27 protein-coding genes and 2 tRNA genes are annotated in these 26,753 nt (G+C 61.0%); 12 read left to right on the plus strand and 17 right to left on the minus strand.

Annotated elements, in window-relative coordinates; genetic code table 11:
• Positions 1-189: 189 nt before the first annotated feature.
• From MON38_RS13290 to MON38_RS13300, 3 genes are all read left to right on the plus strand, one after another.
• Positions 190-1,509: a DUF349 domain-containing protein gene (locus MON38_RS13290; RefSeq protein WP_241936661.1), complete on the plus strand. Its 1,320-nt coding sequence runs from the start codon at positions 190-192 to the stop codon at positions 1,507-1,509.
• Positions 1,510-1,611: 102 nt separating this feature from the next.
• Entirely contained in the window at positions 1,612-1,833 is a 222-nt protein-coding gene (locus MON38_RS13295) for a DUF2795 domain-containing protein (protein WP_035561220.1), read from the plus strand.
• Positions 1,834-1,962: 129 nt separating this feature from the next.
• Positions 1,963-2,646 carry an ABC transporter ATP-binding protein gene (locus MON38_RS13300; protein WP_241936662.1) on the plus strand — a complete coding sequence of 228 codons (684 nt, stop codon included), beginning with the start codon at positions 1,963-1,965 and terminating at the stop codon, positions 2,644-2,646.
• A gap of 57 nt (positions 2,647-2,703) precedes the next feature.
• On the opposite strand, the gene MON38_RS13305 is transcribed toward MON38_RS13300, so the two are convergent.
• The 3 genes from MON38_RS13305 to MON38_RS13315 all read right to left on the minus strand — a co-directional run bounded on the left by MON38_RS13305 (position 2,704) and on the right by MON38_RS13315 (position 6,374).
• Positions 2,704-3,906, minus strand: a complete 1,203-nt coding sequence (locus tag MON38_RS13305; protein WP_241936663.1) for a lycopene cyclase family protein — start codon at positions 3,904-3,906, stop codon at positions 2,704-2,706.
• Between the two features lie 99 nt (positions 3,907-4,005).
• Positions 4,006-4,749, minus strand: a complete 744-nt coding sequence (locus tag MON38_RS13310; protein ID WP_241936837.1) for an LOG family protein — start codon at positions 4,747-4,749, stop codon at positions 4,006-4,008.
• Between the two features lie 395 nt (positions 4,750-5,144).
• A complete protein-coding gene (locus tag MON38_RS13315; RefSeq protein ID WP_241936664.1) occupies positions 5,145-6,374 on the minus strand; it encodes a Glu/Leu/Phe/Val dehydrogenase dimerization domain-containing protein in 1,230 nt (409 codons plus the stop codon).
• Between the two features lie 335 nt (positions 6,375-6,709).
• Here MON38_RS13315 and MON38_RS13320 point away from each other — a divergent pair, with 335 nt between their 5' ends.
• Complete coding sequence (locus MON38_RS13320; protein WP_241936665.1) at positions 6,710-6,976, plus strand: ArsR/SmtB family transcription factor; 267 nt, start codon at positions 6,710-6,712, stop codon at positions 6,974-6,976.
• 75 nt (positions 6,977-7,051) lie between these two features.
• Here MON38_RS13320 and coaE read toward each other — a convergent pair whose 3' ends face one another.
• From coaE to MON38_RS13360, 8 genes are all read right to left on the minus strand, one after another.
• Positions 7,052-7,651 (minus strand): dephospho-CoA kinase, encoded by a 600-nt coding sequence (gene coaE, locus MON38_RS13325; protein WP_241936666.1) that lies wholly within the window; start codon positions 7,649-7,651, stop codon positions 7,052-7,054.
• Positions 7,652-7,675: 24 nt separating this feature from the next.
• Positions 7,676-8,353: a YbbR-like domain-containing protein gene (locus tag MON38_RS13330; protein ID WP_241936667.1), complete on the minus strand. Its 678-nt coding sequence runs from the start codon at positions 8,351-8,353 to the stop codon at positions 7,676-7,678.
• A 3-nt stretch (positions 8,354-8,356) separates the two neighbouring features.
• Complete coding sequence (yajC, locus tag MON38_RS13335; protein ID WP_241936668.1) at positions 8,357-8,692, minus strand: preprotein translocase subunit YajC; 336 nt, start codon at positions 8,690-8,692, stop codon at positions 8,357-8,359.
• Positions 8,693-8,710: 18 nt separating this feature from the next.
• The gene (locus MON38_RS13340; RefSeq protein WP_241936669.1) at positions 8,711-9,226 is read right to left on the minus strand and encodes a DUF1573 domain-containing protein; all 516 of its coding nucleotides are present in this window, start codon (positions 9,224-9,226) and stop codon (positions 8,711-8,713) included.
• 133 nt (positions 9,227-9,359) lie between these two features.
• Positions 9,360-10,358: an isocitrate/isopropylmalate dehydrogenase family protein gene (locus MON38_RS13345; RefSeq protein WP_241936670.1), complete on the minus strand. Its 999-nt coding sequence runs from the start codon at positions 10,356-10,358 to the stop codon at positions 9,360-9,362.
• 129 nt (positions 10,359-10,487) lie between these two features.
• Complete coding sequence (locus tag MON38_RS13350) at positions 10,488-10,799, minus strand: YtxH domain-containing protein (RefSeq protein WP_241936671.1); 312 nt, start codon at positions 10,797-10,799, stop codon at positions 10,488-10,490.
• A gap of 214 nt (positions 10,800-11,013) precedes the next feature.
• Positions 11,014-12,177 carry a transcription antitermination factor NusB gene (gene nusB / locus MON38_RS13355; RefSeq protein ID WP_241936672.1) on the minus strand — a complete coding sequence of 388 codons (1,164 nt, stop codon included), beginning with the start codon at positions 12,175-12,177 and terminating at the stop codon, positions 11,014-11,016.
• Between the two features lie 151 nt (positions 12,178-12,328).
• Complete coding sequence (locus MON38_RS13360) at positions 12,329-13,420, minus strand: Glu/Leu/Phe/Val dehydrogenase dimerization domain-containing protein (RefSeq protein WP_241936673.1); 1,092 nt, start codon at positions 13,418-13,420, stop codon at positions 12,329-12,331.
• Between the two features lie 262 nt (positions 13,421-13,682).
• Here MON38_RS13360 and MON38_RS13365 point away from each other — a divergent pair, with 262 nt between their 5' ends.
• Together MON38_RS13365 and MON38_RS13370 are read left to right on the plus strand one after the other, a co-directional pair.
• Positions 13,683-15,467 (plus strand): ABC transporter ATP-binding protein, encoded by a 1,785-nt coding sequence (locus MON38_RS13365; protein WP_241936674.1) that lies wholly within the window; start codon positions 13,683-13,685, stop codon positions 15,465-15,467.
• A 73-nt stretch (positions 15,468-15,540) separates the two neighbouring features.
• Positions 15,541-15,933 carry a VOC family protein gene (locus tag MON38_RS13370; protein ID WP_241936675.1) on the plus strand — a complete coding sequence of 131 codons (393 nt, stop codon included), beginning with the start codon at positions 15,541-15,543 and terminating at the stop codon, positions 15,931-15,933.
• A gap of 62 nt (positions 15,934-15,995) precedes the next feature.
• Here MON38_RS13370 and MON38_RS13375 read toward each other — a convergent pair whose 3' ends face one another.
• Positions 15,996-16,472 carry a T9SS type A sorting domain-containing protein gene (locus tag MON38_RS13375; protein WP_241936676.1) on the minus strand — a complete coding sequence of 159 codons (477 nt, stop codon included), beginning with the start codon at positions 16,470-16,472 and terminating at the stop codon, positions 15,996-15,998.
• A 189-nt stretch (positions 16,473-16,661) separates the two neighbouring features.
• Between MON38_RS13375 and MON38_RS13380 the strand changes: the two genes are divergently transcribed.
• The 4 genes from MON38_RS13380 (at position 16,662) to MON38_RS13395 (ending at position 18,641) form a co-directional block, all read left to right on the plus strand.
• A tRNA-Pro gene (locus MON38_RS13380) sits at positions 16,662-16,735 on the plus strand.
• 108 nt (positions 16,736-16,843) lie between these two features.
• Positions 16,844-16,917: transfer RNA gene (locus MON38_RS13385), tRNA-Pro, on the plus strand.
• A 136-nt stretch (positions 16,918-17,053) separates the two neighbouring features.
• Entirely contained in the window at positions 17,054-17,749 is a 696-nt protein-coding gene (locus tag MON38_RS13390) for a hypothetical protein (protein WP_241936677.1), read from the plus strand.
• Between the two features lie 181 nt (positions 17,750-17,930).
• Positions 17,931-18,641, plus strand: a complete 711-nt coding sequence (locus MON38_RS13395) for a hypothetical protein (protein ID WP_241936678.1) — start codon at positions 17,931-17,933, stop codon at positions 18,639-18,641.
• Between the two features lie 9 nt (positions 18,642-18,650).
• Here MON38_RS13395 and MON38_RS13400 read toward each other — a convergent pair whose 3' ends face one another.
• The gene (locus MON38_RS13400) at positions 18,651-19,169 is read right to left on the minus strand and encodes a hypothetical protein (protein WP_241936679.1); all 519 of its coding nucleotides are present in this window, start codon (positions 19,167-19,169) and stop codon (positions 18,651-18,653) included.
• Between the two features lie 129 nt (positions 19,170-19,298).
• Complete coding sequence (locus MON38_RS13405) at positions 19,299-21,077, minus strand: ABC transporter ATP-binding protein (protein WP_241936680.1); 1,779 nt, start codon at positions 21,075-21,077, stop codon at positions 19,299-19,301.
• Positions 21,078-21,214: 137 nt separating this feature from the next.
• Here MON38_RS13405 and MON38_RS13410 point away from each other — a divergent pair, with 137 nt between their 5' ends.
• A complete protein-coding gene (locus MON38_RS13410) occupies positions 21,215-22,309 on the plus strand; it encodes a DUF5700 domain-containing putative Zn-dependent protease (protein WP_241936681.1) in 1,095 nt (364 codons plus the stop codon).
• A gap of 14 nt (positions 22,310-22,323) precedes the next feature.
• Here MON38_RS13410 and truA read toward each other — a convergent pair whose 3' ends face one another.
• The 3 genes from truA to MON38_RS13425 all read right to left on the minus strand — a co-directional run bounded on the left by truA (position 22,324) and on the right by MON38_RS13425 (position 26,165).
• Positions 22,324-23,082 carry a tRNA pseudouridine(38-40) synthase TruA gene (truA, locus tag MON38_RS13415; protein ID WP_241936682.1) on the minus strand — a complete coding sequence of 253 codons (759 nt, stop codon included), beginning with the start codon at positions 23,080-23,082 and terminating at the stop codon, positions 22,324-22,326.
• 30 nt (positions 23,083-23,112) lie between these two features.
• On the minus strand, positions 23,113-24,834 hold the full coding sequence (locus MON38_RS13420; protein WP_241936683.1) for an FG-GAP-like repeat-containing protein: 1,722 nt from the start codon (positions 24,832-24,834) through the stop codon (positions 23,113-23,115).
• 125 nt (positions 24,835-24,959) lie between these two features.
• Positions 24,960-26,165 (minus strand): thiolase family protein, encoded by a 1,206-nt coding sequence (locus MON38_RS13425; protein ID WP_241936684.1) that lies wholly within the window; start codon positions 26,163-26,165, stop codon positions 24,960-24,962.
• Between the two features lie 90 nt (positions 26,166-26,255).
• On the opposite strand from MON38_RS13425, the gene MON38_RS13430 reads away from it, so the two are divergent.
• Positions 26,256-26,729: a DUF4293 family protein gene (locus MON38_RS13430; RefSeq protein WP_241936685.1), complete on the plus strand. Its 474-nt coding sequence runs from the start codon at positions 26,256-26,258 to the stop codon at positions 26,727-26,729.
• Positions 26,730-26,753: the final 24 nt, after the last annotated feature.

Here is a 26,753-nt window from a genome sequence, read left to right on the forward strand (position 1 = left end):
GCCGCAGCCCGGGCAAGCGCCAAAAATCCGCACATCGACATATGTGCGCGGCGCATCATCCCATCATCGCCTTTTTGCCGTAAACTTGTAATTCCTTCCTGTATTCCACGTTCCGGCCCCGGTACTGCTTACCCCTGACCTGCTCTTTTCCTTTTCCCACACGCTTCCTACCCACGAGGTTATTATTTTATGGAATCAACCGCCCACTTGCTGGCCGACGCCCAGCGTTTCGGCTACGTGGAAGCCGACGGCGTTTGGCTGCGCCCGGTACTCGACCAGCCCGCCCGCCCTATTGGCTTAGTGAAGGACACCGCCGAAGCCGCCCTGCTGTACTTCGCCCAACGTTTCGGCCTGCTGCGCACCAAAGTGGCCAACACCCTGGCTACCATGGAAGCCAGCGAGAACAAAGGCTCTTTCCTGATGAAAGTGCTGCACCTCAAGGAGCAGCTCAAAACCTACGAAGGCCTTGGCGATTTCGAAGACCTGCAGCGCCAGCTGGTGGCCGCCGAGCAGGCCATGGCCGCCACCGTGGCCCAGAACCGCGAAAAAAACCTGGCCACCAAGCTCGGCTTCATTCAGGAAGCCGAGACCCTGCGCGACAGCATCGAATGGGTATCGGCCAGCGAAAAAGTGAAGGACCTGCGCCAGGGCTGGCTCAAAACCGGCCCCGTCGATAAAGCCCGCGCCGAAGAGCTCGAAAGCCGTTTTCAGAATGCCATTCAGGTATTTTTCGACCGGCGCAAGGCGTTTCAGTCCGATAAAAAGGCCATGACCAACCGGGTGCAGGCCCGCTACCTCGACCTCATTCAGCAGGCCGAAAACCTGAAGAACTCCGACCAGTTCGAAACCACTTCGCGCTCGCTCAAGCAATTGCAGCAAGCCTGGCGCGAAGTGAACGGCACGCTGCCCAAAAAGCAGGCCTCCGAGTTATGGACGCGCTTTCGGGCCGCCAACAACCACTTCTTCGAGCGCCTCAAAACGCACATTGCTTCGCAGCAGGCTGCTGGCGCGCCCGGCGCCCCGGCCTCGCCCGAGGTGCTGTTGGCCCGCAAGCGCGCCCTGGCCGAGCGCGCTGAAGCCCTGATGAACGTGCCCCCGCAGGAAGCCATCAACCACGCCAAAGCCCTGCAGGCCGAGTGGAAGCAGGTGGGCACCGTGCGCGGCGAGGAGTCGGACCGCATCTGGCAGCGCTTCATGGTAGCCTGCGACAAAATATTCGAGCTCAGCGCCCTGGAATACCACCTGCGCAAGCGCACCGACGGCGCGCCCATGCCCACCAATCCGGCCGAGCGCGCCCGCTTCCGGGCCAGCACGCTGCGCACGCTTCTCGTCGATGACAACCAGGAGCTGGCCACGCTGCGCGACAACCTTGCCAACCTCAGCCCCAGCCCCGCCAACGACGCCTTCCGGCAGATGCTGCAAACCAAGGTGCGCTCCTTCGAGCGGAAAATCCGCACCAAAAACGACCTGATTGCGCTGTTCACGCAGCAAGCCCAGGCCGCTGGTTGAACCTTGGCCCGCATTATGCGTTGTCGGAAGCAGCGCAACCCCCGGTTTGTATCTTAGCCGGAAAACCTTACCTTCGCCAACCCTTTTTTATCCCTTCGCACTATGTACTGGACACTCGAACTGGCATCTTACCTCGAAGATGCGCCCTGGCCCGCCACCAAAGACGAACTGATTGACTTCTCCATCCGCTCGGGCGCGCCCATGGAAGTGGTCGAGAACCTGCAAGCATTGGAAGACGACGGCCAGCCCTACGAAAACATCGAGGAGGTATGGCCCGACTACCCGACCAAGGAGGACTTCATGTTCAACGAGGACGAATATTAGAAATGTTGAGTGCTAAGGGTTGAATGTTAAATGATTGACGCCGATTTGCCGACAGGTACCCGCCAGTTATCTAACACTCAACATTCAACACTCAACATTCAGGACTTGGTTGCGGGCTACCCCGGAAGGGTGTTGGTCCGCAATCTTTTTTTATGCCTGCCCGAGCCGGCTTTCGTGGCCATCGTGGGGCACAACGGCGCGGGCAAAACCACCCTGTTTCGGGTGCTCACGGGGCAGCTGCCGTACCAGGGCCGCGTGCAGCTGCACGGGCAGGAAGTACGCACGCTGCGCCGCGCCGCCACCGCCGGCCTGCTCGGCTACCTGCCCCAGCGCGGCAGCCTGGGCTTCGCCATTGCCGTGCGCGAGCTCGTGGTGATGGGCCGCTACCGCCACCACGGCCTGCTCAGTGCCTATTCGGCAGCCGATTATGCGCTGGCCGATGCCGCACTGGCCCGCGTGGGCATGGCCCACCTGGCCGCCCGCGATTTCACGCAGCTCTCGGGCGGCGAGCAGCAGCTGGTGTGGCTGGCCCAGCTCAGCCTGCAGGATGCTCAGGTATACCTGCTCGATGAGCCCACCCAGCAGCTCGACCCGTATTACCGGCGCCAGGTTTTCAGCCTGGTGCACAACTGGGCAGTTCAGGAGAAGAAAACCGTGCTCTGCAGTACCCACGACCTCGACAATCTCACCGAACTTACCGGCTATTTGCTGAACCTGTCGGAGCCCGAGCCGCAACTGCGGCCACTTTCCATCGAAACCGTGTACGAGGCGCGGGGCTGGCTGGAGCAGGCTCCTCTGACAGTTAAAAGCTAAAAGTGAGGAGTTAAGATTCACTGTCTATGTGATGTTATAACTCTTCAATCTTCACTTTTAACTTCCTTCCCGCCGTCCCGGTCGGCCGCGCAACACCTGCGCAATGGAGCGCATAAACGGCCCGGCCGATACTGAATTCATGATGCGCAGGTTGTCGGCCCAGCTCGTTTGCTCATCCAAAAAGCGGAAGATGCGCTCCACGGGGTTGCGCTCGAACAGTTGGCGGAAAATGTCGCGCGTGCTTTCGCCCCGGCGCTTCATAATGTCGAGCAGCAGCGTATCGAAAAGATGAAATTGCCACTTGTCGCCGGTTGCATCAGCGGGCGGCTGGCCGGTGGTAGCCAGCGCCGCCACCAGCCGCGCCGAGTGCTGCTGAATGCGCTTGAAGGCATAGCCGGTGCTGGGTTTGGCGCGTCCGCCCCGCGTGCCCAGGTTGAGGATGTGCTGGCCTGCCCGCGCCGGCAGCGGGTGGTCCGTCATCGGAATCGCGCCTACTTCCTCGGCCGTAATGCGGTAGCTTTTCAGGCCCAGCGTGTGGGTTAGGTATGCCCGAATGGCGGTTTCATATTCCGCTTTTGATAAGACGATTTCGGAAAATAACGTGTACTCCACCAGCGCTTTGCGCGCCGAAAACGGCAGTACATAGATGAACCGCGCCTCGTGTTGCTGCTCGCCGCGAAAGTCCATAAACTCTACCGTAGTGGGGTCGAATACGTCGGCTTCTGTCTCAATTTCCCAACCCACGAAGTGCTGCAGCAAGTACCGGTGCTTCTCCGGTTGCTTCAGCTGCGCCAGGTTCGGCGGGCGGGAGTCGAAGGCGTAGCGGGCGGTGGGGGCGGTGCCGTCGGCAAGGTGGGCCAGTGCACCGGTGGGCGTATTTTCTACGCTTTCGACTGCGCTGCGCACTACCGTAAACTGCTCCGGCCGCGCCGCCAGTGCCCGGTGCACGAAGCGGTAGTAAGCGAGCCCGTTAATGGTTTTGTAGCGGTAGCGACCCAGGTCAATCACGCGCTCGAAGCCGGGGCTGCGAAAGGCGATTTTGCGCCATTCGTGCGCCACGATGCCGTCGAACACGCCGGGCGCATCGGACCAGAACGACCACGTGCGGTCGTTCTGCGTTTTCGCTTCAGGCTCGATAAGCAGCACCTTCTTAAGGGCTAGCCGCGGCTCCTGCGCTATGTGGTAGGCCAGGCTTAGGCCCGCCGCCCCGCCGCCCACGATGAGGTAGTCGTACTCAATCAGCGAAGTGGCGTTGGACATTGGAAGAGGATTAGCAACCGCAAAAATGGCACCGCGGCCAACAAAAAAGCCGAACCATACGGCCCGGCTTTCTTGGTAGCTGAATAACGACCGAACGGCTTAGAAGTTCGGCGACAGCAGGTACTTGTGGTAGAAGTCGTCGATAATTTTCACGGCTTCGCTGGCGTCGTCCACAATCTGCACCAGGTTCAGGTCGATGGCCGAAATGTTATTCTCCTCGTGCAGCATCACGTCCTCAATCCACTTGAACAGGCCGTTCCAGTAGGCCGAGCCCACCAGCACGATGGGGAAGCGGCTGATTTTCTTGGTCTGAATCAGCGTCATGGCCTCAAACAGCTCGTCGAGCGTGCCGAAGCCGCCGGGCATGCCCACGAAGGCCTGCGCGTACTTCACAAACATCACCTTGCGCACGAAGAAGTAATCGAAGTCGATGCACTTGTCCTGGTCGATGTAGATGTTGTGCGTTTGCTCGAAGGGCAGCTCAATGTTGAGGCCCACCGACTTACCACCCTCGGAGCGGGCACCTTTGTTGCCGGCTTCCATGATGCCGGGGCCGCCGCCCGTGATGACGCCGTAGCCGTGGCGCACCAGCTTGGCCGCAATTTCCTCGGCCTGCTTGTAGTAGGGGTTCTCGGGCTTGGTGCGGGCCGAGCCGAAGATGCTCACGCAAGGGCCGATTTTGGACATCTTCTCGAAGCCCTCCACGAACTCGGCCATCACCTTGAAAATCTGCCAGCTGTCGGCGATTTTGATTTCGTTCCAGTCCTTGTCCACGAAGGCTTTGCGCAGGCGCTGCTCGTCTTCCAGGGCCATGGCGGTTTCGCCGTTGGCGTTCTGGCGCATCTCCGTGATGGAGGTGAGCTTGTCGTCGTTTACGTTGGGCTGCTTGATGGTTTTGCCGCTGCCAGCGTTCAGCATGTCGTCAGCAACTTTGGTTTTGCTGGTTTTGGGTTTTTTAAGAGTAGCCATATGTTCAAAAGGGAATTCCTGCAAAAGCAAAATCGCCCCGAAACCGGGGCGACCAAAAGTAGGGCGTCAAAGTTATCGAATTGTTACCGAATAAAAATGCGATTGCGCAAAGGATTTTATCGGCTCACGCGGAAAGGCATCAAAGGCAAAAGAACGTCATGCTGAGCGAAGCCGAAGCATCTCTACCGCAGTAGTAAATCATTACTCTCGCAGTAGAGATGCTTCGGCAAGCTCAGCATGACGTGCCAGACGATTGCTGACACTCAGCTCTACACCAGCTGCCGCAGCGCCATCTCGAACGAGCGTTGCGCAATGCCCGTGGGCTGCGCATTCTCGGCGTGCGTACGTTCCAGCGCCGCCCCGATGATGCGCGAGGTATCGGCGAAAATGGCCTGGTCGGTGATTTCGGCGCCGGTTTCCATCAGGTAGGCGAATACGCGGGCCATGCCGCAATTGGCGATGAAGTCGGGAATGACAGCCGCGCGCTCGTCGGCAAACACGCCGGTGGGGCCAAAGAAAATCTCGGGGTCAGCAAACGGTACGTTGGCTCCGCAGCTAATCACCTTGAGGCCGCCGGCCAGCAGCTGCTCTACCTGCCCGCGCGTGACGAGCCGCGAAGCCGCCGCCGGAATGAAAATATCAGCCCCAATGGACCACACTTTTTCGTTCACTTCCTCAAACGACAGCAGGTTATCGGCCGCCAGCGCGTTGCCCTGCCGCGCCAGCAGCAGCGCCCGAATTTCCTCCAGGCCCAGCCCGTCGGTGCTCAGCAAGCCACCGGCCCGGTCGATGATGCCCACGATGCGCACGCCTTGCCCAGCCAGGTAATAGGCCGCCGCCGCCCCCACGTTGCCCCAGCCCTGAATAATGGCCCGCTGCCCGGCCAGCGACGTGTTGGGCCAGAGGCGGTAGTAGTGGCGCACAGCCTCGGCCACGCCGTAGCCAGTGATGAGGTCGGCCACGGTGTACTTGCGGGCTAGATTGGGCGAGAAAGTGGCATCTTCTACCACTTTGATAACGCCCTGGCGCAGCTGGCCCAGCTTCTGAATCTTCTGGGGTTCGGTGGCGCGGTAATGGCCGTTCACGACGCCTTCCTGCGGGTGCCAGAGGCCGTACTCTTCGGTAATGGCGATGACTTCGTGAATCTCGTCCACGTTCAGGTCGCCGCCGGTGCCGTAGTAGTTTTTCAGCAACGGAAACACGGCGCGGTACCAGCGCTCCAGCACACCGCGCTTGCGCGGGTCCTGCGGGTCGAAGTTGATGCCCGACTTGGCCCCGCCAATGGCCGGCCCCGACACCGTAAACTTCACTTCCATGGTTTTGGCCAGGCTTTCTACCTCGCGCTTGTCCAGCCCTTTGCGCATGCGGGTGCCGCCGCCGGCCGCCCCGCCCCGTAGCGAGTTGATGACGACCCAGCCCTCGGCTTCGGTTTCGGCGTCTTTCCATTCGAAGACGATTTCGGGGCGCTTGTTCTCAAATTTGGCGAGCAGGTCGAGCATCAGGAGGTATTAATTGGGTGGGAAAAGCGGCCGGCCGGCCGGTCGGCAAAGGTAGCCATGTCCCCTCATGTAGCCGTAAAACCAGAAAATGCCGACCGCCGGCTTCACTAATACCTGAAAAGACGTAAATATTTAAGTATCTTATAAATGATAAACCCACTTACCCATATTTTGCGTATTCGTTCGGAACTACGGCCAAGTGCCAAACGTCTTGCAGCAGTAGCGCCAAAGTATTGCACTTATCTACACTTCCATTTTACTTTTCACTCTTTATCGACTTCATGAAACCATTGCATTCGCGTGTAGAAGCGCAACAGTTGGACCGTGCTGCGGCTATGCTCAAGGTTCTCTCGCATCCCAAAAGGCTGGCCATTGTTGATTTGCTAGGGAAGACCAAGGGCAAGGACAGCCAGATGTCGGTGACCGATATTTACCAAGCCCTGGATTTGCCGCAGGCCATCGCTTCGCAGCACCTCATTACCCTCAAAGACCGGGGCGTGCTGAAATCCAGCAAAATCGGTACGAAGATTTACTACTCGCTGGCTGTGCCGCAGCTGATGAAGGTTATTGACACCCTCGAAGACTATTCGGGCCGCATCTAATTACCCGCCGCTCTCCTTTCCGTTCTGCCAGATGAAGGCTGCCCCGCAAGAGGCGGCCTTTCTTTTTGCCCGCTGCTACAAGCCCGCCAAAAATTGCTGGTGCAGCGCCAGCACCTGCGGCAGCAGCGGCTGCACGTCGTCGTTCACCAGCACGTAGTTGGCGCGCTGCATCTTCTCTTCCTCGCTCAGCTGCTTGGCCATGATGGCGGCCACGTCGGTGGCCGAACGTTGCGGGTCGCGCCGCAGCACGCGGGCCGTGCGCACCACCAGCGGTGCAAACACCGTGATGATGCGGTCGAGCTGTTTGTAGGAGCCGGCCTCGAAGAGCAGCGCTGCTTCCTTCAGTACGTAGGCGTGGCCGGCTTGCTGCTGCGTGGTGGCCCAACGCTCGAAATCGGTGCCCACGTGCGGGTGCACTAGCCCGTTAAGCTGAGCCAGACGGACCGGGTTATTGAATACCAAACCGGCCAGCACCGGCCGGTTCAGCCGGCCAGCAACATCGTAGGTATTAACGCCAAACGCGGCCTGCAGCTCGCCGCGCAGGGCTTCATCGTTTTCCATTACCCACCGGGCGCGGGTGTCGGCGTCGTACACCGGCACGCCAAGGACATGAAACAAGCGGCTGGCAATGCTTTTGCCCGAGCCGATACCGCCGGTAATGCCGATGCGTAGCATGCTGCAAATGGTTTGAAGTGAAAATCAGCGGCGCGCCAGATGCACTCGCACGGTGGTAGCCGCAACGCGCATCCGGGCCGGGGGCACCAAAGCAGCTTCCGCGTTGCCGTCTTTATCGGGGGCAGGCACCGCCACCGGGTAGGGGCTGGGCAGTGCCTGCACCAAGCTGGATGGCCCCCGAAACGTGACCACCGCTGGCTTAAACGTGGCTTTGTAGCGGCGAGCCGAATCGGAGGGCAGCGCCAGTGGCAGGCGGCGCGAGGCGTAGCGGTCGAAGGTCAGGCGCAGCGTGTCGCCCGACCATTCGTTCACCTGCACGCCTTCGAGGGCATTTTGCAGGCCGCGTCGCCACGCCTCGTCGGGCAGGTAGCGGGTGCCGGGGTAGGGCACGGGGCGCAGGTCGGCCGGGTGGGTGCCCCAGCCCATGTTGGCCCGCAGCAGCCGCCAGCCCTGCCCCGTAACCGTCACGGCAACCTTGGCCGGCAGCGGCCGCAGCGGCACGTAGCGGGCCGAGTCGTAGTGCCAGGCCAGCGGGAAGTCGAGGCGGGTGGTGTAGGTTTTGTTCAGGGCATTCATCTGCCAGAACAGGCCTGCCGCCAGCAGGCAGGCCGTGATGGCCCGGTAAAAGCTGGGCTCCTGGCCCGCGAAGGGGCGCACGAACCAGCGCAGCAGCCGGCCCGCCCGGGTCAGCGGCCCTTCCATGGCTTACGAGGCGATGGCATCACCGCTGGTGGTGCCGGCCACCGCCTTGGTGCCCACCTCACGGGCAATGGCCGAGCGGTCGAAGCGCAGCTTGGTGCCGCGGTCCACCTCTACCACCACGGTATCGTCCGTCAGGTCAACTACGAGGCCGTGCAGGCCACCGATGGTGACGATGCGCGAGCCTTTGGCCAGGGACTGGCGGAAGGCCTTCGCATCGGCCGTGCGCTTCTGCTGCGGCCGAATCATAAAGAAATACACCACCAAGCCAATGGCAATCGGAAAAAGCAACTGGGTGTAGCCACCGGCATCGGCAGCTTGCAGCAAAAGGGTCAGAAACATGATGCGAAAGTAAAAGGCTTACAGGGGTTTGTTGGCAGCACCGGCCGCATCCAGCACGTTGCCCTTGATAGCAATGGTCGTGATGTTGGGCTGGGTGTTGGCCCGCACCGCCACCTGCTTGTTGATGATGCCGTGCTTGCCGCGGCTGTCGAACTGCACTTCCATGGTGCCCTGTGCGCCGGGTGCCACGGGCTCTTTGGTCCAGCTGGGCGTGGTGCAGCCGCAGGAGGCTGTGGCGTCTTCAATCAGCAGCGGCGACTTGCCGGTATTGGTAAAGGTGAAGGTATGGCGCACCTTGGTATCAGCCTTGATGTCGCCAAAATCGAATTCCGACTCGGTGAATTTCATCACTGGCGCGTTGGGGTTGGGCGCTTCGTTCTCGCTCACCACGTTGGGGTTGTCCACGGTGGGGTTAGCGGTGTCGTTGGTTACGGTGGCCCCGGCGTTCACACCTTCAACGCCGGCTTCGGCGGCTTTGTCGCGGTTGCAGGCTGCCAGAGAAAGCGCGGCGGCCAGAATCAGGTATTGTTTCATAATGAGTTGATGGTCGTTTTTTCGTCTGTCATCCTGAGCTTGCGAAGGACCTTATCACGTCAGGACACTTGTTCATTCGTGATAAGGTCCTTCGCTGCGCTCAGGATGACAGCCGGTGTACGGCCAGATAAAATTACAGCTTGGCGATAATGCTCTGGGCGAACTGGCTGGTGCTGGCTTTGCCGCCGAGGTCGCCGGTGCATTCTTCCTGGTTCATCAGAGTCGCTTCCAGGGCTTTGTCAATTTGCTCGGCCTTGGCGTGCTCGCCGATGTGGTGCAGCATCATAATGGCCGAGCGGAGCAGGGCGGTGGGGTTGGCTTTGCCCTGACCGGCAATGTCAGGGGCCGAGCCGTGCACGGCTTCGAAGATGGCCATGTTGTCGCCGATGTTGGCACCGGCCACCACGCCCAGGCCGCCCACGAGGCCGGCGCAGAGGTCGGATAGCAGGTCGCCAAACAGGTTGGTGGTCACAATCACGTCGAACTGCTCGGGCTTGTTCACGAGCTGCATGCACATGTTGTCGATGATTTTATCCTCGAACACAATCTCCGGAAACTCCAAGCTGGCTTCTTTGCAGGCGTTGAGCATCAGCGTGCCGGCCATCTTGATGATGTTGGCTTTGTGGGCCAGCGTCACCTTTTTGCGGCCGTGCTTGGCGGCGTAGGCGAAGGCCGCGCGGCAGATTTTGCGCGAGCCTTCCACTGTCACGCGAGCAATGGCATCGGCGATGCCGAGGCGCTCGTCCCACATTTCCAGGCCCGAGTACAGACCCTCGGTGTTTTCGCGAAACAGCACCAAATCAATGCCTTCGTAGCGGGTATGAATGCCGGCCGTGGTTTTGCTGGGCCGTACGTTCTGGTAGAGGTCGTACTTCTGGCGCAGCGTTACGTTGATGCTGCGGAAGCCTTTGCCGACCGGCGTGGTAATCGGACCTTTGAGGGCCACCTTATTCTTTTCCAGCGACTTGAGCAAGGCGTTCGGAATCAGCTCGCCCGATTGGTCGAACGTGGTCTGGCCCGCGTTCTGCTCTTCCCACTGCACGGGCACCTGCGCCGCCGCGAAAATATCGGTTACTGCTTTCGTGATTTCGGGGCCTATGCCATCGCCGGGAATAAGGGTTACTACGTGCATCGTATCGGGTAATAAATGACTGGATGAGAAAGCAAAGAACGGAATGAGAGAATGAGCGAGGGCTGAATTTTCATCGGCCGTTCACCCATTCTCCCATTCCGTCAAGCACTTAGACACCCGTAAAAAAAATTAAGCGCCCTTGCGGGAATTGATTTGGTTGATGAGTTGGTCAACATCGCCGAGTAGCTGCTCGGCCTTGGATTTGGCATCGGAAATCACGCGCTGGCCTTCGCTTTTGGCGGAAGACTGGCCGGTGGCTTCGCGGCTGGTCACGAGGCTGTCGGTGAGGTCGGCGAGTACCGAGCGGTACTTTTCGAGCTGGTAGCTGAGCCAGGAGCGGGTTTCGGTGCCGGGTTCGGGGGCATAGAGCAAGCCAAGGGCTGCGCCGGTGAGGGCGCCGCCCGCGAAGCACAGGATGCCGGTGGTGGTTTTGCTAGCCATGGTCGTCGGAGTGGGGAAAATTGGGTGAGAGTGTTTTCAGAGCTGCGTACGCAGAAACGCGGCCGTAGATGCAAAAGTGGCCAATCTGAACGTCACGCAGAGCGCAGCGAAGCGTCTTGCGTGCAATAGTAATAATTACTTGTTGCAACGAAGCGGGCAAGATGCTTCGCTGCGCTCTGCATGACGTTCCGGTTAACCTTAACCAGCAAGTCGCTTACTGGTTGTCCAGCAGGCCGCGGCCCGATTTGCGAATGTCGCCGCTGGCGGCCAAATCCGTCGCCAGCTTGTCCAGAATGCCGTTAACAAATTGTTTGCTCTTCGGCGTGCTGTAGAGCTTGCTGATTTCAATGTACTCGTTGATAGTGACTTTTACCGGGATGCCGCGGAAAAGCTGCATCTCGGTAAGGGCCATTTTCAGGATGATTTTGTCGAGCAGGGCCACGCGCTCCACGTCCCAGTTCTGCACCGAGCCGGCGATGAGCTTCTCCATCTTGTCGTCCTCGATGAGCGTTTGCTTATAAAGGGTTTCGGCAAACTCGCGGTCGTCGGCCCAGTTGGCCGAAAGGTTCATCAGCTCCTGCTTCTCATCCGCACTGTAGGGCAGCATCTTGAGCGTTTTCAGCACCAGGTTGCGCACGATGGGCCGGTTTTCTTCCCAGTTCAAGTCGTCTGATTCGAGCTGGCGGGGCAGGGCCTCACCTTTGAAAACGAAGTCCTTGTAGATGTGACGCAGGATTTCGAGGTCCGTATCGTAGTCCATTTCGGGCTGGTCGATGTCCTTGCCGCTGAGGTAAGCCAGCATGGTTTCGTCGGCTTTCATTTCTTCCCAGGCGGCGCGCAGGGCTTCCACTTCTTCGGAGCCTTCCCAGGCCAGCTTACGCCGGATGGTCTGGCTCTGCAACTGCTCGTTAGCCATCAGCTTGGCAATGGCCTTGTTCTTATGCAGGCGGGTCGCGTCCAAGGCATCCTCGCGCGGGCCGAGGCGGCGGCGCTCCTCGCGGCTCTGCTCTTCCTCAATCACGCCGAGCAGGGCGGCGGGCAGGTTCAGGAGGTGCAGGTACTGGTCGTGGATGCTTTCGGCGCCCACCAACAGCTGCCCGCCGTAAAAATCAGCGTCCTTCTTCACCTGGTTCTGGAAGGAGTTGATGGCGTCGGTCACAGCCTTGTCCACGGCTTTATCATCCGTTTTCTCGGGCGTGATACCGGTGCGGTACCAATCGCGCAGCTGGGCTTCACCCATCTTGCGCTGGCCTTCCAATTGGCGACGGTCGGGGGCCTCTTTGGCCGTCAGGTCGGGCTCGAAAGCAGCCGCGATGCGGTCCTGTGCCAGCATCAAATCAGCTCCCACCGCCTGGTGGTAGGAGTAGAGCGACTGCATGACTTTGATACGGAGGAGGCGGCGATTTAACATAAAGGGTTGAGTTTTGAATGTTGAGGGTTGAGTTGAAAGCTGAAGATTAAGTTGGCAAACCAACACTGCGCTGGAAACCTGTCAACTCAACCCTCAACATTCAAAACTCAACACTCCTTTAGTACGTCGACTTCACCCGGCCCACGTTGGCGATGCGCTCCTTGGCCTGCCGGATGGCGGCGGCCTGCGGGTGCGTGCCTTCTTCTTCGGCCTTGGCCAACACCTGGAGGGTGAAATCGTAAATTTTTTCGGTCTGGGTGAGGGCGCCTTGGCGGCTGCCGCCGGTCACTTCGGAGTACACGTTGATGAGACCACCGGCGTTGATGAGAAAGTCGGGGGCGTACACAATGCCGCGGCGCACGAGCTCGGGGCCGTGCTGGTTTTCTACTTTCAGCTGATTGTTGGCGCAGCCGGCCACCACGCGGGCCTTCAGGCGCGGAATGGTGTCGTCGTTGAGCGTGGCACCCAGCGCACAGGGCGAGTAGATGTCCATCTCCTGGTCATAAATCTCGTCGAGTCCCACGGCAGTGGCGCCGAAGCGGTTGGCCGCATCGAGGGCGCGGTCTTCATAGTAATCGGTCACGATGAGCTTCGCGCCTTCTTTCTGCAAATGCTCCAGCAGGTAGGTGCCCACGTGGCCCGTGCCCTGCACGCCGATGCGCTTGCCGGCCAAGCTTTCGGAACCGAAGGCTTTTTTGGCGGCAGCTTTCATGCCCATGTACACGCCGTAGGCCGTCACAGGCGACGGGTCGCCCGAGCCGCCCATGCTCTCGGGCAGGCCGGCTACGTGCTTGGTTTCCATGCGGATGTATTCCATGTCCTTGGTGGTCATGTTCACATCTTCAGCCGTGATGTACTTGCCGTTCAGGTTCTTCACGAAGCGGCCGAACTTGCGCAGCAGGGCTTCGGTCTTCAGCGTGGCGGCGTCGCCAATGATGACGGCCTTGCCGCCGCCCAGGTTCAGGCCCGAGATGGCGGCCTTGTAGGTCATGCCGCGCGAGAGGCGCAACACGTCGTTTAGGGCCTCAGCATCGGAGGCGTAGTGCCACATGCGCGTACCTCCGAGGGCCGGGCCGAGCACGGTGTTGTGGATGCCGATGATGGCCTTGAGGCCGGTTTCGTGGTCGTGGCAATACACGACCTGCTCGTGCTGATGCTCGGCAATCTGGCCGAAAATCGACTCGGGGGCGATAATCTGGGTTTCAATCATGGGATGGAGATTGAGGATGTGGGAATTTGGGGAGGGTTGGGAATAGTGCGGCGTAACTTTGTTGGGTCTTTGGGCTTGTACGAAAATTCAGAACGTCATGCTGAGCTTGCCGAAGCATCTCTACCGCGTAAGTGAATAATTACTACTGCGGTAGAGATGCTTCGGCAAGCTCAGCATGACGTTCGAATTGACCATTGACTTTACGTTTCAGGCCGCAAAAGTACCGCTATTTTCCCGAACCGGCCCCTTTTCCATCCTGCCCGTGCGCGCATTATCCGCCGTTAACCCGTTCATCTTCCGCTACAAGTGGCATTTCCTCGCCGGGGTGCTGTTCGTGGCCCTGAGCACGCTGCTGGCTATTTTTCCGGCCCAGCTGGTGCGCTACGCCTTCGACCTGGTGAACGAAGGCATCGACCTCTACCACCTCTACGCCGGTACCGAAGCCCAGAAAGGCGTGTACCAGCTATTTGGGCGCAACGTGCTGTTCTATGGTGTGCTCATTATTGCGCTGGCGCTGGGGCGCGGCATCTTCCTGTTCTTCATGCGCCAGACGCTGATTGTGATGTCGCGCCACATCGAGAACGACCAGAAGAACCAGATTTACCAGCACTACCAGTCGCTGCCGCTCAGCTTCTACCGCCGCCACAGCACCGGCGACCTGATGTCGCGCATCTCGGAGGACGTAAGCCGCGTGCGGATGTACCTCGGGCCGGCCATTATGTATTTCCTGCAGCTGGTGCTGCTGTTCCTGCTCATCGTGCCGCTCATGCTCATGGTGAACGTGAAGCTGACGCTTTACACGCTGCTGCCGCTGCCCATTCTGTCGGTTAGCATCTTCTACGTCAATAACTTGATTGAGCGAAAGTCGGATGAAATCCAGCGGGCGCTGTCGGGTATGACCACTTTTGTGCAGGAGGCTTTCTCGGGCATTCGGGTCTTGAAGTCCTTCGTGCGCGAAGCCGATTCGCACGCGCAGTTCTCGGCTGCTAGTAATGAATACAAGGAAAAGTCGCTGAGCCTGAACTTCGTGAATTCGCTATTTTTCCCGCTTATCCTGTTTCTCATAGGCTTGAGCACGCTCATTACGGTGTGGGTGGGTGGCCAGGAGGTTATTCGCGGCACCATCACCACGGGCACCATCGCGGAGTTTCTGATTTACGTGAACCTGCTTACCTGGCCGGTCACGGCGCTGGGCTGGACCTCCTCGCTGGTGCAGCGGGCCGAAGCCTCGCAGGCCCGCATCAACGAGTTCCTCGACCAGAAAACGGACATCATCTCGCGTCAGAACGTGGAGCGCGAGCTGGCCGGCGATATCGTATTTGAGAACGTGTCGTTCACCTACCCCGATACCGGCATTCAGGCCCTGAAAAACGTGAGTTTCCGCGTAAAGCCGGGCCAGACGCTGGCCGTGATTGGCAATACCGGCTCGGGCAAAAGCACCGTGGCCGCGCTGCTATGTCGCCTCTATGATGTGACCGGTGGCGACATTAAAATAGACGGTACCGACGTGCGCGACTACTCGCTGCGCGCGCTGCGCGGCCAGATTGGCTACGTGCCGCAGGACGTATTCCTGTTCTCCGACACCATCCGCAACAACATCAACTTTGGCATTGACGAACCCGAAGAAGCCCGGATGTTGCAAGCTGCCAAGGATGCCGATGTGTACGAAAACATTCTCGCCTTCCCCGAAGGCTTCGATACCAAAGTGGGCGAGCGCGGCATCACGCTCTCGGGCGGCCAGAAGCAGCGCGTGAGTATGGCCCGGGCGCTGGTGAAAGAACCCAAAATCCTGATTCTGGACGACTCGCTCTCGGCTGTGGATACCAAGACGGAGAATGCCATTCTGGGCAGCCTGCAGCGTATTATGGCCGCCCGCACCAGCCTCATTATTTCGCACCGGGTGAGTTCGGTGAAGCTGGCCGATGAAATCCTGGTGCTCGACGACGGCATCATAGTGCAGCACGGCACCCACGATGCGCTCATGGCTGACGCGGCGGGGCTATACAAAGCGCTGTACGACCGGCAGCTGCAAACCGAAGAGGCGTAAGGTAGCGCGGACTTTGTGAGTCCGCGAATTTGATTAACCCGCTCGCGGACTAAAAGTCCGCGCTACTGCTCTCATGAACCAACGAATCGCCCACGTCACCCTAATCGTTCGCGATTACGACGAAACCATTGCCTTCTATACCAACGTGCTGGGCTTCAGCCTTGCCTCTGACCTGGACATGGGCAGCGGCAAGCGCTGGGTGGTGGTAGCGCCGCCCGGTCCCGCCGGCTGCAGCCTGCTGCTGGCCGAAGCCAAAACCGACGAGGAAAAGCAGGCCGTGGGCCGGCAGGGCGCCGGTCGGGTGTGGCTGTTTCTGCACACCGACGATTTTTGGCGCGACTACCCAGTGCTGCAAAGCCGCGGCCTGCGCTTCCTCGAAACGCCACGCTCCGAAGTGTATGGGCACGTGGCCGTTTTTGAAGACCTGTACGGCAACAAATGGGACCTGCTGGAACCGCTGCAATAATTTGAATAAAAAAAGACCCGTTACGATAAGCGTAACGGGTCTTTTTTTATTCAGTAACAGGCTTACTGCCCAATCATCACGCGGCGCATACCTGTTTTCTCATAGGCGGTGCAGCGCACGATGTAGGTGCCGGCTGGCAGCTGGCCCACGTTGAGAACGGCCGGCGTCTGGCCGTTCATCATGGTGTAGGTAAGCACCGGTCGGCCGCCGCCATCGGATACTTCGACGCGGGTCGGGCCGGGGTTGTCGGTTTTCACGGTGAGCTTGCCGCCCACGGCTTCAGCTTTTACCTTGATGGCGTTGGGGTTGGCGGCCGGTGTTTCGGGCGCGGGGGCAATTTTGGAGGTGCTGGCCGCGTCGGCAGGCGCGGCGGCAATGGGGGCAGGCGCTACGGCCCCGTTGGGCAAAATGGCTTCTTCTTTGGCAGGTGCGGCGGGCGTGGCGGCGGTGGGGGCCGGCGTGGCCGAAGCCGGGGTTTGGGCGTGCGCAGCTACCGAAGCTAAGGCGCTGGCCACTACAAGTAGTAATATCTTTTTCATAACTAGGATACGAATGAGAAGAGGTAAAATTGCTTCCGTAAAGCTAAGCAATTCTGGGGCCGCTTCCGGCAAATTCGCCGGGCCGGGCGCGGCTGAGGGTGAGAAAAACACCGGCTTTTGAAAACTTTATTTGCCCCTGGCTTGCACTAAACGCAAATAAAGCCTTACCTTTGTCGCTCCAATACCAATCGGGGTGTAGCGTAGCCTGGTATCGCGCCAGCATGGGGTGCTGGAGGTCGTAGGTTCGAATCCTGCCACTCCGACGGAAGAGCAGCCGCTCTCTCAAAAGCCTCCGAACTTCCGGGTTCGGGGGCTTTTTTCGGCCGCTTAATATTGGAAATAGAAAACCAGTCGCCCCATCGGCTGGCTTTCGGGGTGTAGCGCAGCCCGGTAGCGCGCGTCGTTCGGGACGACGAGGCCGTAGGTTCGAATCCTGCCACCCCGACCCGAGATAAAAAGGCCCTTCCCAGTTCGCCGGGAAGGGCCTTTTTTTGTGCTGTTTCGCCATATTACGGTGGGGTAGTCGTTGGAACCGGCCGCAGTAGCTTTGCGGCGTTATTTCTTTCCACCATTTTTCTTTCATGAAAAAGACCTTCTTGTCCCTTTTTCTGGCTGCCGGGGTGCAGCTGGCCCAGGCCCAAAGCATTCCGGCCGGTACCGTTTCGTTGGGCGGCAGCGTGGGCTATAGCCGCAGCACCAGCAACAACAGTGGCACCTCCAATGGCACCACCTACACCAACGAGACGACTACCAGCCAGTTTAGCCTGGCACCATCGGTGGGTTATTTTGTGGCCGACAATCTGGCCATTGGCTTGACTTTCAGCTACCAGGCGTTTAGCAAGCCCTATATCACCTACACTCCGGCCCCGAGTGTCGTGCGCGCACAACTCGACCCCACTACCACGCTCCGTCTTGGCGCCTATGGGCAGTACTACAAAATGCTGACGGAGCAGTTTGGCTTTCTGGGTACGCTGGGCGGTGGCTACCAGTCGATGCGCGACTACGCCTACACAGGCAACAGCAGCAGTGCCCTTATCAGCGAGTTCAAGGCATCCGGCTATTATGCAGAACTCACGCCCGGCATCGTGTTTTTCCCCATTCCGAAGCTGGGCCTGACGGCCTCGATTGGCTCACTGGCCTTCAACCACCTCAATTACGACTACCCGACCAATTCCGGAACTGCACCGAGCGGCTACGAAAGCAAGTCGTCCACGTTCGGGGCCAGCTTTGGCCTGAGCCAGCTGCAATTTGGCGGCACGTACTACTTCGGCCGCTAGCCCACATTAGATACCTGCAAAAAGCCGATAGCCCCAAGAGGTTGTCGGCTTTTTTGTGGGCTACAGGCCACGCAACATGCCGGGTTGGGGTGCAACCAAAGCTGCTTTCAAAATAGGAGTTGTATTCATGTGGTCAACATCTTAGCTTTGATAGTATTGCTGCTGTACTTAACCGGAAGTCATGAAAACTACCCTTACGCTACTGGCGCTGCTGGCGGCAGCTCTTGGTTTTAGGCCGCAACAGGCCCGGGCGCAGTGCGGCTTCGTGTTTGTGGGGCACAGCAGTTCGCACCGACACGATTCCTGCGCGGTGAAAAAGCCGTTTGTGCCGGGCCGCATTGGCGGCTCTGTGGGGTTGCTGGGAGCTTCTGATAGGTTGAGCACCCCTTACCTGGGCATGGATACGGAAGCCCACTACTGGCTGCTGCCCCGCTGGAGCGCCGGCCTGCGCGGCAGCTACACCGGTGAAATGCCGGCTGCTACTGCGCCGGCCGAAGTATATGGCGGCGCTGCCCAGCCCCGGCTGCTACTCTTCAGCGCTACCTGGAACAACCAGCTGCTGCTGGCCGAAAGCACCCGCTGGCGGCTGGTAGCCGAGGTGGGCGCGGGCCTGGGCGGGGCCAGCCTCTACGACAAAGCCCAACAGGTGCAACGGAAAGGCCAGAACTGCGGCTGCACCACCGCTAAGCGGCTCGATACGGCCGTGGCCCCGGTGACGGAGCTGGGGTTGGCGGCCACCTACAAGCTCAAGCGCATTGATGGGCCATGGCTGACGGTGCGCGGCGGTTTTCGGCAGTGGTACGCCGGCGCGCCATTTGGCACGTCCGACCAGTTTTCGGCCTACCTGCTGAGCGTGGGCGTGAGCGTGCCCGACCTCACGCGCAAACGCTAGCGCCATCGGCTACTTCACGCCCACCCATACTTCCGATTCCTCGTTGGCCCCGAAGCGCTCGAGGTAGAAGTTGCCGCGTTGCGTGAGCTTCTGTTTTTTCACGGCCTCAAAGGCGGCGGGGTAGAGCTTGTTGGGGGCCAGCAGGTAACTCACGCCGGTGAGGCGGGCGGCCAGCACGCGCTGTCCGGCCGGCACCACGCGGTAGCGGAAGCCGGCGGGCAGGGCCAGCGTGGTATCGGCCACGGTAAGGCCGATGAAGGCGCGGATGGTGTCGTGGGCTGTTTCGGGGTCGTTGAGGTAGAGGTTGGCGAGGTCGCCGTGCAGACTTGCCTGGGCATCCTTGGCCTGGCGGAACAGCTTGCCGAAGGCATCGCCGGTAACCGCGCCGTGGAAGGGCTGGCCCGCCAGGTACAGCGGCGCGGCGGTGGTTTCGAGCGTGATTTTGGGCTCGCGGGTGCCGCCGAGGTAAACGTAGACGCCGGCCGCGAGCAGCGTGAGCAGGATGATGGCGAGAAAGAGGTAACGCATTTTTTTTGCTTTTCATAATAGAACGTCATGCTGAGCTTGTCGAAGCATCTCTACCGCGCAACGTAATCATTTACTACTGCGGTAGAGATGCTTCGACAAGCTCAGCATGACGTTCTTTTTACACTTTAATTACGACTCGCTAGCTACCACGTACTGCATGCGGTAGAGCTGGGCGTAGTAGCCTCCTTCGATGCGCAGCAGTTCCTCGTGGGTGCCGGTTTCCTTGATTTCGCCCTTGTCGAGCACGATGATTTTATCGGCTTTCTGGATGGTGCTCAGGCGGTGGGCGATGACGAGCGAGGTGCGGCCCTGCATCAGCTTCTCGATGGCCTGTTGAATCAGTTCTTCGGTTTCGGAATCGACGGAGGACGTGGCTTCATCGAGCACGATGATGTGGGGCTGGTACACCATGGCCCGCACGAAGCTGATGAGCTGGCGCTGGCCCACCGAGAGCGTGGCGCCGCGCTCCATCACGGGGTAGCCGAGGCCCTCGGGCAGGCGCTCGATGAAGCGGCGGGCGCCCACGAGGTCGGCCGCTTCCCAGATTTGGGCGTCGGTGATGGTTTTATTGCCCAGCGTGATGTTGTCGCGGATGCTGCCGGCGAAGAGGAAAACGTCTTGCAGCACGATGCCAATCTGGCGGCGCAGCAGGCTGAGGTCGTACTCGCGCAGGTCGCGGCCGTCGATGCAGATGCTGCCTTCCTGAATGTCGTAGAAGCGGCTCAGCAGGTTGATGATGCTGGTTTTGCCCGCGCCGGTGGCGCCCACGAAGGCGATGGTCTGGCCGGGCTTCACGTGGAAGCTGATGTCCTTGAGCACCCAGTCGGGCTCGTTGTAGGCAAACTTAACGTGCTTGAATTCCACATCGCCCTGCAGCTCGGCGGGGGCAAAGGTTCCGCTGGGAGCAATCAGGTCCTGGTTATCGAGCAGCTTGAGCAGGCGCTCGGTGCTGACGAGGCCCAACTGCAGGGTGTTGAACCGGTCGGCAATCTGGCGGATGGGGCGGAAGAACAGCGCGTTGTACATGATGAAGGCGATGAGCGCGCCCTTCGAAATCGAGCCCTCAATCTGGCCCTGCGCGGCGTACCACACCAGCAGGCCCACGCCGATGGCGCCCAGCACTTCGGCCACCGGGAAGTAGATGCTGTAGTAGAGCACCGAGCGAATGTTGGCATCGGTGTGCTCCTTGTTGATGGCTTCGAACTTGCGGTATTCGCGCTCCTCGTTGTTGAAAATCTGGACCACGTTCATGCCCGTGAGGTGCTCCTGCACGAAGCTGTTGAGCTTGGCCACGGCCGTGCGCACATCCTGAAACGAGCCTTTGATTTTCTCCTTGAACACGTAGGTGCTGAACAGCAGCGGCGGAATAACGGACAGGCTGATGAGCGTGAGCCGCCAGTCAATCCAAAACATAAAGGCCATGATGAAGAGCAGCTGCAGAATGTCGCCCACCATGGCCGCCAATCCCTCGCTGAACACGTCGGACAGGGTTTCGACGTCGGAAATGTTGCGCGTCACGAGCACGCCAATGGGCGTCTGGTCGAAGAACCGGAGCTTGAGGCTGAGCAGGTGCTGATACAAATCGGTGCGGATATCGCGCACGATGTACTGGCCCAGCCAGCCGCCGTAGTAGGTCTGCAAATAGCTCACCCCGGCGTGGGCCACCAGCAGCACCAGCAGCAGCAGAAACATAAAGTTCAGCCCCTTCATGTCGCCCTGCTCGATGCTGACATCGACCATGCGCTGAATGAGAAAGGGCCGCAGCGTACCCAGCACGGCCGTGGCCACGGTGAGCACGATGAGGCCGATGAACACGCGCCGGTAGGGGCGCACGTAGCCGAGCAGGCGGCGCAGCACGGCCCAGTCGAAGACCTGGCCGGTTTTGGTGGCGGAAGTGGTGGGGTCCATAAGTAGGGCAAAGGTCGGGAGGAAACCGCGGGCGGGGCCAAAGAGTTGGCGAGCGTCTACTGCCACGAGCCTTTGGGCCAGGCAACGTTTAGGCGCTTTTCTTCATCTTCGAGCACATCAACCATTCCATCTACGCCATGCCCCGCCTGCGCCCAACCGTATTCCGCCTACTTTTCTTTGGGCTGAGCCTGCTGCTGGCGGGCCCCGGCCGCGCCCAAACCGTGAACGTGGAGGCCGTCACGCGCTACTGGGAAATCACCGACCGGCTGCGGCAAAACCAGCCCATTACCGACGAGGTATGGCGGGAATTTCTGGAAATTCCGGGCAACAAGGTGTACGTGCGGGGCATCTACTCGGCCGACGACTTGGTGCGCTACCGCAAGGCCCTGCAAATCGTGTACATGCCGCGCTACGATTCCATCCGGCAGGTGCGGCTGAAGGCGCAGTCGTGGTACTACGTCCTCATCAACGACTACAAGGAGCGCGAGCCCGCCTACCGCAACTTTGTGGCGACGGTAGCCAAAAGCCCCGCCGCGCTGGCGCTCATGTACCAGAAAGCCTACGAGTACCTGCCCGCGCGCAACCACACCAAAGTCGCTAACCTGAACATCTACTACGGGGCCCTCGGCAACGATGCAACCTCGCAGCAGGAGGGCTTATTCTACAGCCTGCGGGCTACTTTCGATGCCAACGAAGTGCAGGCCGGCATTCTGGAAGGCCACGAAATGCACCACCAGCTGCGTACCGGCAAGGACTTTGGTACCATTGCCGCCGATGACCAGGGCCTGATGGAAATCATCACCAGCACTCAGAGCGAAGGCTTGGCCGACCTTATCGACAAGCCCGCCACCCTGGCCCTGCCCGGCGACACCCACGGCATCCGCGAGTGGGCACTCGACCCCGCCCCTAAATTTCTGCACAAGATGGATTCCACCATTCAGGCGCGGGCGGCGGGTGGGGCGCCCGCTACCGGCCGCTACTACCGGCAGCTTTCCAACGGTTCGAATGGCCACGTGCCCGGCTTCTTCATGGCGCGCACCATCCAGCGCAACGGGTACACCAAGCAACTAATCAAAACAGCCGACGACCCGTTTGCCTTCTTTTACCTCTACCAGCAGGCAGCCAAGAAGGACAAGGAGCACGCCCCGCTGTTTTCCGACGACGCTATGCGCTACCTCAGAACCCTGGAGGTGCGCTACACCAAAGCCCGCCGTCCCGCCAGCGCTTCCTGAAGCGGCAGCAGTAGCTACCGTTCCGGCGGCACTACGCCTTCTTCGTATTCCACCCGGCTTAGAAAAAGGCCTTTGGCTGGGGCCGCGCCGCCGGCATCCACGCGTTTCTGGGCCCAGAGCACCTGCTGAAACTCGCGCGGCGTCATCTTGCCGCGGCCCACGTCGAGCAGCGTGCCCACCACCAGCCGCACCATGCCCCGCACAAAGCGGTTGGCCCGGATATGGAACACCCAGCCGCCCGGCGCGGGGTGCCAGCCGGCGGCCGTGCAATAGCACACGTAGTGGTTTTCACCGCCTTTCACCTTCGAAAAAGACGTAAAATCGAACTGGCCCAGCATATAACTGGCGGCCTCATTCATGGCGGCAATATCCAAGGGCCGGTCCACGTACAGGGCCTGGTCGCGGCGGAAGGGGTTGGGCTGCGTCACCACAAAATACTCGTAGTTGCGCTCTTCGGCCGAGAAGCGGGCGTGGGCCTCGGCCGGCACCGTGTGCAGGCGCAGGGCCCCGATGTCGGGCGGCAGGGCGCGGCGCAGGCGGTAGAGCAACACGTCGAGCGGAAGGTTTTCGGGCAGGTCGGCGTCGAAATGCGCTACCTGGTGGCTGGCGTGCACGCCCGAGTCGGTGCGGCCGCTGCCCACGCAGTAGGTGGGGCGGCGCAGTATCTGGGTCAGGCAGCGGTCGAGCTCGGCCTGCACGGTGGGCATGCCCGGCTGAATCTGCCAGCCACAGTAGGAAGTGCCGTCGTAGGCAAGGTGCAGGAAGTAGCGCATGAGGCGCAAAAGTACGGCCCCGGGCGCGCCTTACTCCACCACCACGCGGCGGGCCAGGGCCGTGCCGCCGGCCTGCAGCCGCAGCGTGTAGAGGCCTGGGGCCAGCCCGCTCGTTTCTACCCGAAAGCGGAGGCCGCGCGGAGCCTGCCGCCGCACCACCTGGCCCAGCGCGTTCAGCAGCTCGGCCGAAGCCACGGGGCCGAAGCCGGCCGGCAGCGTCACGGTGAAGGCATCGTGGGTGGGGTTGGGGGCCAGGGCAACGTCGGCCGGCCGGGCCCCCAGAGCGGCGCTGGGGGTACTCACCAAAAAGGAGACGCCAGCGGCGGTGCCTCCGGGGGTTGTCACGGTCACCGGGCCGCTGGTGGCGCCGGGGGGCACGGTAGCCGTCACCGTGGTAGCATTCACCACGGCGAAGGTGGTGGCAGCCGTGCCGTTGAAGCGCACGGCTCGTACGCTGCTCAGGTAGGTGCCGGTAAGGGTGATGCTGAAGCCCACCGGACTGTTGGCGGGGCTCACGCTGCGCAGGGTGGGCGGCTCGTACACGGTGGTGTTCAGCAATACGCCGGCCGAGTACGTGCTTTCGTTGGTCGTAATGATGTCGAGCTTCCCGTCGCCGTTGGCATCGCCCAGCGTCAGGCCGACCAGCGCGCTGCCGGCGGCGAAGTGCACCATTGGGGCAAAGTTGCCGAGGCCGGTGCCGAGCAGTACGCCGGCCGTGCCGGACAGGTAGTTGCCGCTGACGATGTCAAGCTGCCCGTCGCCGTTCACGTCGCCCAACGCCACGCTTTGGGGCGCGCTGTTGGCCCCGGCGGCGTACTGCGTCGCCGATGCAAAGGTGCCGCCCCCCAGGCCCAGCAACACCCCCACCGCGTTGCCGGCCCCGTTGCCCCCCACAATGTCCAGCTGTCCGTCGCCGTTCACGTCGCCCAGCGCCACGCCAAGGGACCGGGAATTTATCCCGCTCAACTGATATTCGACGGGAACGGCGAACCGGCCGCCTCCTTGCCCCAGCAGCACGGCGGCTAGGCCAACCGGCGGGCCGGGGGCGGAGGTATTGAGCGTCGAGGTGGCTGCTACAATGTCGAGCCAGCCGTCGCCGTTCAGGTCGCCTAGGGCCACGCCGATGGGCTGGGAAGCCGCCGCACCTGTGGCATATTGTACCACGGCCGCGAAGGTGCCCCCCGCTTGCCCCAGCAGCACGCCGGCCGTGCCGGTGTTGTAGTTGGTTACGACCAGGTCGAGCCGGCCATCGTTGTTCACGTCGCCCAGCGCCAGGCCATTGGGCGAGCCGTTGGCTCCGGTGGCATAGGGCACGGCCGCCGCGAAGGTGCCGCCGCCCTGCCCCAGTAGCACGCTGGCGGTAGGCAGGTTGCCATTGGTCACCACGATGTCGGGCCGGCCGTCACCGTTAAGGTCGCCCACGGCCACTTCGTAAGCAAGGCCACCCCCGGCGGGGTAGGCCACCACCGGCGCAAATGAGCCGCCGGGGGTTCCCAGCAGCACCCCAACCATGCCCGCGTAGAAATTGGCCGTGACGATGTCGAGGAGGCCGTCGCCGTTGAGGTCACCTTGGGCCACGCCATGGGGGGCGCTGAGGATGCCCACTCCCGAGGTGTAGCTCACGACAGGCGCGAAAGAACTGGCCTGCGCCCGCGCCGCACCCACCGGCACAACGAGCAAGGCTAGCAGCAGCGCCCCGCCCCATGCGAGGCCAGCGAAATAATTTGTGGCAAGAGTAGAAACGTGTTTCATGCGGGAAAGCAACAGGAGGTTTGCCGAAGTTGCGAAAGATATGCCGACGAATGAACGCAAGAAGCCGGGGCGGCTAAGCATAATGCTTAACGGCCCCGGCTTCCACTTTTTTGCAATGTTTCCCGTTACAGCTTCTCGTAAATCACCGCAGCGCCCTGGCCCACGCCCACGCACATTACGGCCAGGCCGTAGCGCATGCCCTCGCCGCGGCGGTGCATCTCGTGCAGCAGTGTGGCCGTGATGCGCGCGCCCGAGCTGCCCAGCGGGTGGCCCATGGCAATGCTGCCGCCGTTCACGTTCACCTTGGCCATGTCGAGGCCCAGCTCGCGCACGCAGGCAATGCTCTGGGCGGCGAAGGCTTCGTTGAGCTCAATCAAATCGATGTCGGCCAGCGTGAGGCCGGCGCGCTCCAGCACCTTTTGGGTCGCCGGAATCGGACCCAGGCCCATCACCGACGGGTCGACGCCGGCCACGGCCGAGGCTACCACGCGGGCCAGCGGCTTCAGGTTGTACTTCTTCAGCGCGTCTTCGCTCACCATCAGCACGGCCGCCGCGCCGTCGTTGATGCCGGCCGAGTTGCCGGCCGTTACCGTCCCGCCCTCGGGCTGGAAAGCGGGCTTGAGCGTGGCCAGCTTCTCGATGGGCGAGAAGCGGGGCTGCTCGTCGGCATCAAACAGCGCCGTATCACCTTTGGGGTTGGGAATGAACACCGGCACAATCTCCTTGCGGAAACGGCCTTTTTCCAGTGCCCGCGCGTATTTGCGCTGGCTCTCGAAGGCAAACTGGTCCTGCTCCTCGCGGGTAATGCCGTACTGCTTGGCCACGTTCTCGGCCGTCTGGCCCATCGCAAACGGGTAGTGCAGCTTGCTCAGCTTGGCGTTGATGAAGCGCCAGCCCAACGTGGTATCGTGAGCCGTGAGCTCGCGCCCGAAGGCCGACTCCGACTTGGCCATCACGAACGGCGCGCGCGTCATGCTCTCGGCCCCGCCGGCCAAGTACACGTCGCCCTCGCCGCACTTAATGGCGCGGGCGGCATCCATGATGCTCTGCAGGCCCGAGGCGCAGAGGCGGTTCACCGTGTTGCCGGGCACCGTGATGGGCAAGCCGGCCAGCAGGGCGGCCATGCGGGCCACGTTGCGGTTGTCTTCGCCGGCCTGGTTGGCCGCGCCGATGATGACATCCTCAATGGCATTCTTGTCAACGGACGGGTTGCGGCGCATGAGCTCGCGGAGCACGTGGGCGGCCAAATCGTCGGGGCGGACGCTGCTGAGCGCGCCCGCGAATTTTCCAATCGGGGTGCGCACGGCATCCACGATATAAGCATTCGGCATTAGGAAGTGGCAATAGCGGCGCAAGCGCCGGATGGGACTAAATTTGTGGCCCCGGCACAAGCCCGGACCTTTTCTTTCACTACAACAAAGATGATACAAAGAATCCAAAGCGTGTTTTTGCTGCTGCTGGCGCTGGCCATGCTCAGCCTGCTGGCGCTGCCCCTGTGGCACAAAATCGACCCCCTCACCAATCAGGAGCTCACTCTCACCGCCTTCGGCTACGTGAGCAAGGGCGTGAACCTGCCCGCCAACCCCGGCCCCGTGTGGCTGATTGGCTCGCTGGCCGCCGCCTCGGCGGCGCTGGCTATTTATGAGATTTTCCAGTTCCGCCACCGGCTGCGCCAGCTGCTGCTCGGCACCGTCAACCTGCTGCTCATCACGGCCACGCTCGGGGCCGAGTACCTGTTCTACAGCAAGGGCGAGCAGCTGCTCAACATCAAGCTCGAAGGCGAGATTCTGATTGCCTTCTACCTGCCCACCCTGGCCCTGGTGCTGAACCTGCTGGCCAACCGCTTCATCCGCCGCGACGAGCAGCTGGTGCGCAGCGCCGACCGCCTGCGCTAACGCCGGTCCCGACCGAACGGTCAT

The sequence above is a fragment of the Hymenobacter cyanobacteriorum genome, assembly GCF_022631375.1.
GTDB lineage: Bacteria > Bacteroidota > Bacteroidia > Cytophagales > Hymenobacteraceae > Hymenobacter > Hymenobacter cyanobacteriorum.